General features: G+C 72.8%; 6 protein-coding genes. 4 read left to right on the forward strand and 2 right to left on the reverse strand.

The window, feature by feature from the left end:
- The 4 genes from ACZ7DY_RS36660 to ACZ7DY_RS36675 all read left to right on the forward strand — a co-directional run.
- Nucleotides 1-91, forward strand: a 91-nt coding sequence (locus ACZ7DY_RS36660; protein ID WP_471143324.1) for a pyridoxine 5'-phosphate oxidase C-terminal domain-containing protein, incomplete at its 5' end; no start/stop codon positions are given.
- 37 nt (nt 92-128) lie between these two features.
- A complete protein-coding gene (locus ACZ7DY_RS36665; RefSeq protein ID WP_471143623.1) occupies nt 129-632 on the forward strand; it encodes a PhzA/PhzB family protein in 504 nt (167 codons plus the stop codon).
- A 75-nt stretch (nt 633-707) separates the two neighbouring features.
- The gene (locus tag ACZ7DY_RS36670) at nt 708-1,898 is read left to right on the forward strand and encodes a phage tail sheath family protein (protein ID WP_471143625.1); all 1,191 of its coding nucleotides are present in this window, start codon (nt 708-710) and stop codon (nt 1,896-1,898) included.
- Between the two features lie 51 nt (nt 1,899-1,949).
- The gene (locus ACZ7DY_RS36675) at nt 1,950-2,579 is read left to right on the forward strand and encodes a hypothetical protein (protein ID WP_471143628.1); all 630 of its coding nucleotides are present in this window, start codon (nt 1,950-1,952) and stop codon (nt 2,577-2,579) included.
- A 134-nt stretch (nt 2,580-2,713) separates the two neighbouring features.
- On the opposite strand, the gene aroA is transcribed toward ACZ7DY_RS36675, so the two are convergent.
- Together aroA and ACZ7DY_RS36685 are read right to left on the reverse strand one after the other, a co-directional pair.
- Nucleotides 2,714-3,988 (reverse strand): 3-phosphoshikimate 1-carboxyvinyltransferase, encoded by a 1,275-nt coding sequence (gene aroA / locus ACZ7DY_RS36680; protein ID WP_471143629.1) that lies wholly within the window; start codon nt 3,986-3,988, stop codon nt 2,714-2,716.
- Nucleotides 3,989-4,190: 202 nt separating this feature from the next.
- Nucleotides 4,191-5,171 (reverse strand): 3-oxoacyl-ACP synthase III family protein, encoded by a 981-nt coding sequence (locus ACZ7DY_RS36685; RefSeq protein ID WP_471143631.1) that lies wholly within the window; start codon nt 5,169-5,171, stop codon nt 4,191-4,193.
- Nucleotides 5,172-5,405 lie beyond the last annotated feature (234 nt).

Raw genomic sequence — 5,405 nt, forward strand, 5'->3', positions numbered from 1 at the left:
GTTCTGGGCCAACGGCACCGACCGCCTCCACGAACGCCTGCGCTACGACCACACCCCCACCGGCTGGCACACCACCCGCCTCCAACCCTGACCCCCAGTCCCCCGTAGACCTTCTGTCCGGAGACATCATGACCTTGTCCCAGCCCGAAACCCTCGCTGTGGCGCCGGTGTTCACCAACCACCTGGAGCTGCGGGCCCGCAACCGGCGGGCCGTGGAGCAGTACATGGAGATCGGGCCCGAGGCCCGGCTGCGCCGTTACACCCTCTACACCGACGACGGCACCGCCGCGCTGTTCAACACGGACATCGGCCGGCCGATCGTGGTCCAGGGCCGCGAGAAGCTCAAGCGCCACGGCGAGCTGTCGCTGAAGGTGCTGCCGGACTGGCAGTGGTTCGACGTCCAGCTCTACGAGACCCAGGACCCGGCCATCATCTGGGTCGAGTGCGACGGCGAGGGCACCATCCGCTTCCCCGGCTACCCCGAGGGCACCTACCGCAACCACTTCATCCACGGCTTCACCCTGCGGGACGGGCAGATCGCCGCGAGCCGCGAATACACCAATCCCATCGAGCACATGCGTGCCCTCAGCATCGAGACGCCGCACATCAACCGGGACTGGATCCCCTCCTGACCGGCCGGGACGGACGGCCCGACCACAGACGCCCGTGACCGAGGAGCTCATATGTCCCGCGACCGAGGAGCCCACATGTCACCACAGCAGCCGAACCCACCGCACGCGGCCGGTGCCGGCGGGCCCGTCGACCCGGGCATCGACCTCCTCCGGACCGACGGCGGTCCGGCGGCGGAGGCGGGGGCGCCCGTCATCCACGGCGTACCGACGTCGGTGACCGCCTTCGTCGGGGACGCCCCTGGCCTGCCGGGCAAGCCGGCCTACGTCCGTCATCCGCAGGAGTTCCTTGAGGCGTTCCCGCCGGGCCGGGCCGGCGGGGAGCCGCGCTCCCATCTGCACGACGCCGTGCTCGGGCACTTCCGCAACGGGGGCGGCGGGGCCTGGGTCCTCGGAACGGCGGGCGACGGATACCGCGTCGCCGCGTACCGGTCCGCGCTCGCCAAGCTGGAGCGTCTCCCGGAGATCACCCTCGTGGTGGCGCCGGACCTGTGGCGGGTGGAACGGGACGCGGACGCCGTGGCCCGCGCCGTCGCCGGGCACTGCGAGCACGTGGGCGACCGGGTCGGGCTGCTGCACACGAGGCCGGGCCTCGATCCGGCCGACGTGGTGGCCCGGCCGTTCGAACTGACCGAGCCCGAGGCCCGGTTCGTCGCCGTCCACTACCCGTGGGTCGTCGTCACCGAGCCCAATGGGGCGGAACACCCGGTGCCGCCGTCGGGGCACGTGTCCGGGCTGTGCTGTCGCGTCGACGCGGAGCGCGGCGTGCACGCGCCGCCCGTCGGCACGCTCGTCGGAGTGGTGCGGCAAGAGCGTGGGCTCTCCGACGACGAGCAGGAGTGGCTCGGCGCGCTGGGGGTCAACTGCCTGCGCCAGGTGGCGGGTCGGGGCATCCGGGTGACGGGGTCGCGCACGCTCTCCACCGACCCCGGCTGGAGCGAGATCGGCGTGCGCCGCCTGGTGAACCACGCGCGTGCCTCGCTCGTGCAGGGCACCCGGTGGGCCGTTTCCGGGGTGGCGGACAGCGCGGGGCTGCGGACGCTGCTGTGCGACTCCGCGGCCGCGTTCCTGACGGGTCTGTGGCACCGGGGCGCCCTGTGCGGCCGGTCCGCGGCCGAGGCGTTCACCGTGGTCTGCGACGACACGAACAACACCGCCGAGGACACGGCGAGGGGCCGCGTGAACCTCGACATCGGCCTCGCCGCCGTACGGCCGGGCGAGTACCTCACGTTCCGCATCCAGCACGACATCGGAAACAGAGTCCCATGATCAGGGCCGTCGGCCGACCGGGGCGACGCCCTTCGAAGGAGATGCAAAAAGATGGAGATCCACTCATGCTCGATGAACCACGGTCAGGAGAGCCGTGCCGTCACCGGGTCCCTGCTCTGCGACCCGTGCACCAGGACCCTGGAGCGTAATCTGCGCGCGCTCCCCGGCCTCCACCAGGAGGGCCTGCACCACGTCCTCGCGACGTCCCGGCGGCGCAACCCGACCAAGGTGTCGGGGAGCCGCAAGCGCGATCACCTCAACGTCTCCGCGCTCGACGCAAGGAGCAACATCGTCGCGATCCTGGAGTCATGGGCGAGTTACGTGGCGGACGAGCGCGGCACCACCGTCCCGGCCCGCTCGGTGCCGCACCTGGCGTGCTTCCTCCTGCTCCACCTGGAGTGGCTCACGGCCCAGCCGCCGGCCGCGGACTTCGCGGACGAGATCCAGGGTCTGCACGTCGAGCTGCTGCGCGCCATCGACCCCGACCGCGGCGACCGCAACCCGCTCACCAGGCGGTGCGTGGTGGACAGTTGCACGGGCACGATCAACGCCACGCCGCAGAGCGCGCGGACCGCGGGGAAGAACAGCAGCATCAGCTGCTCGTCGGGGCATTCGTGGGAGATACGGGAGTGGCTCGTGCTGCGGCACCTCATGGACCGCCAGCGCAAGCAGGCCGCCTGATCACCGTGCTGCTCGGTCACTGACGCGGCCGGTTCCGCGATGTGCTCGGCCTGTTCAGCGGGAGAGAGCAGGACAGAGCGCGCCGGGGCCGGCTCAGCACTTCCAACTACGCGGCGGAGTACTCCGCGAAGTGCTCAGCGCAGCGCGGCCGCCGGGAAGAGCCGTCGTATCTCGTCGTGGAAGCCGGGGAAGGTCTTCGCCACGCAGGCCGGGTCGTCCAGCGAGATCGTGTCCGGCGCGGCGAGCCCGAGCACCGAGAACGACATCGCGATGCGGTGGTCGCGGTGGCAGTCGACGCGTGCGGGGCGCGGCGTTCCGGGGTGGACGGTGATCCGGTCCGGCCCCTGGTCGGTATCGATCCCGCAGGCCCGCAGGTTCGCCGCCACCGCGGCGACCCGGTCGGACTCCTTCAGGCGGGCGTGCGCGATGCCGCGGATGGTGATCGGCGCGTCGGCGAGGGGCGCGACGGCGGCCAGGGTCATGAAGGTGTCCGAGATCTCGCCCATGTCGACGGTGAAGCCACCGCGCAGCCGCCCGGTGCCCGTGACCGTGGTGGCCGTGGGCCCCTTGAGCACCCTGGCACCGGCCCGCTCCAGGACGTCGACGAAGCGCAGGTCGCCCTGAAGGCTGTCGGTGCCGAGGCCGGGGACGGTGACGGTGTGGCCGGTGACGGCCGCCGCGGCGAAGACGTACGAGGCGGACGAGGCGTCGGGTTCGACCACGACGTCGGTGGCCCGGTACGCCCCCGGCGCGACCCGCAGCACGCCGTCGGCGCTCTCGTCGACCTCCGCGCCGAAGCGCCGCATCAGCGCCAGCGTCATGTCGACGTACGGGCGGCTGACCAGCTCTCCGGTCCTGATCCGCAGACCGCGGCGCATCAGCGGCGCCGCCATCAGCAGACCGCTGAGGTACTGGCTGCTCATGGAGGAGTCCACACGGAGGTCGCCGCCCTCGATGCCGCGGGCACGGATCAGCAGGGGGAAGCCGCCGCCCGGGCCGGGCTCCAGGTCGGCGCCGAGGGCGCGGAGCGCGTCGAGGAGGGGGCCCTGCGGGCGGGCGCGCAGTTGTGCCGAGCCGTCGAAGAGGAAGGAGCCCTGTCCGGTGGCGGCGAACGGGGGCAGGAAGCGGGCCGCCGTGCCGGCGTCGGCGCACCAGGGCCTGGCGGGTCCCGCCGGGCCGCGTCCGGTGCCGGTCACCGCCCAGTACTCGTCCCGCGGGCCGCTCTTCACGGCCGTGCCGCACGCGCCGAGGGCCTCGCGGAACGCGACCGTGTCCTCGCTCACCAGGGGCGCGCGCAGGGTGCTCGTGCCCTCGGCGGCCGCGGCGAGCAGGAGCAGGCGGTTGGTCAGACTCTTGGATCCCGGTATGCGGGCGGCCAGGCCCGTGCCCGGCTCCTTCTGCGTGATCACGCGGATGCCTCCCTGTGCAGGGGGTCGGGACGGACGGACGACGGGCGGGAGCGGTGATGGGCCGGGGAGACCCCTTGGGGGAAGCGAACTCCCCGGCCCGGTCAGAGGGTGGAGGCGCGGCCGGCGGTGGCCGTCAGGATTCCGGCCGGCCGCGCCTCACATGTACCGGCTACGCGGAACTCGGCGGGGTGCGGGCGGACGTTCACCACTCGACGAGTGCGAAGCCGGCGGCCATGCCGCCGCCGAAGCCTGCCAGCAGGATCAGGTCCCCGGACGCGAAGGCGCCCTTGCGGGCCGCCGCGTCGAAGGTGATCGGGATGGAGGCCGATCCGGTGTTGCCGTAATGCTCCAGCGTCAGATGCGTGGTGGCCCGGGGCAGCACCAGGTCCTCCAGGCCGGTGTCGAGCATCACGCCGTTGGCCTGGTGCGGCACGAAGTGCGCGATGTCCTCGGGCAGCACGTCCGCCTCGTGCAGGAACTCCTTGATGAGCCGCGGCAGTTGCTCCACCACGAACCGGCGCACCTCACGGCCCTGCATCGAGAAGTACTGCAGGCCCGCCTCGAGCACCCCGGCGTCGGCGGGCAGCCGGCTGCCGCCGGCCGGCACCTCGATCAGATGGGACAGCTCGCCGAAGGTATGCAGTGCCACGTGCCGCACGCGGCCGCCGCCTCCGGTGCCGGCGCCGAGGACCATCGCGCCCGCGCCGTCCCCGAACAGCACCACCGTCTTGCGGTCGGTGGGGTCGAGGATCCGCGAGTACACGTCCGCGCCGATCACCAGCGCCCGTCCGCCCCGGTGGGCCAGCATGCTCTCGGCCACCGACAGCGCGAACACTGCGCCCGAGCAGACCGCGTTGACGTCGAACGCCGCCGCCGCGACCGCTCCCAGCCGCTGCTGCACGTAGGCGGCGGTGGGCGGCTGCGGCCGGTCCGGCGTGGAGGTGGCGACCACGATCACCGACAGCTCCCCGGCCGCGATGCCCGCCGCCTCAAGCGCGGCGCGGCCCGCGGCCACCGCCAGGTCGGAGGTCGCCTGCCCGGGCCCGGCCCAGCGCCGCTCCCGGATCTTCGTCTTGCGTACGATCCAGTCTCCGTCGACTCCCGCCGGTGCTCCGACCTCGTCACTGGAGACGACCCGATCGGGCACACAGGTGCCCGTGCCAAGAACCGCGACATCGGTCATACGTCTCCCCTCCCTTCAACGCGCTGTGGATGGACTCTGCAGACGGCCGGCGCCCGCTCGGCGCGGCCCGACCCGTACACGGCGTGTGGGGCCGGCCCATACGGACCGGCCCCGCACCTGTGGGCTCGCACGGTGTTCTAGCGCCGTTGGTAGATGCGCTTGTGGCCGCGGAGGCCGGCCAGCCGGAAGGGCCCGCTGGTCTGTTCCGGCGTCGGGTATTCGCCGCCGTCGGTG

Source organism: Streptomyces sp. NPDC037013, from assembly GCF_055607265.1.

Coding starts and splice junctions, on each gene's coding strand:
- ACZ7DY_RS36665 (WP_471143623.1), top strand. CDS start 129: ATGACCTTGTCCCAGCCCGAAACCCTCGCTGTGGCGCCGGTGTTCACC.
- ACZ7DY_RS36670 (WP_471143625.1), top strand. CDS start 708: ATGTCACCACAGCAGCCGAACCCACCGCACGCGGCCGGTGCCGGCGGG.
- ACZ7DY_RS36675 (WP_471143628.1), top strand. CDS start 1,950: ATGGAGATCCACTCATGCTCGATGAACCACGGTCAGGAGAGCCGTGCC.
- ACZ7DY_RS36685 (WP_471143631.1), bottom strand. CDS start 5,171: ATGACCGATGTCGCGGTTCTTGGCACGGGCACCTGTGTGCCCGATCGG.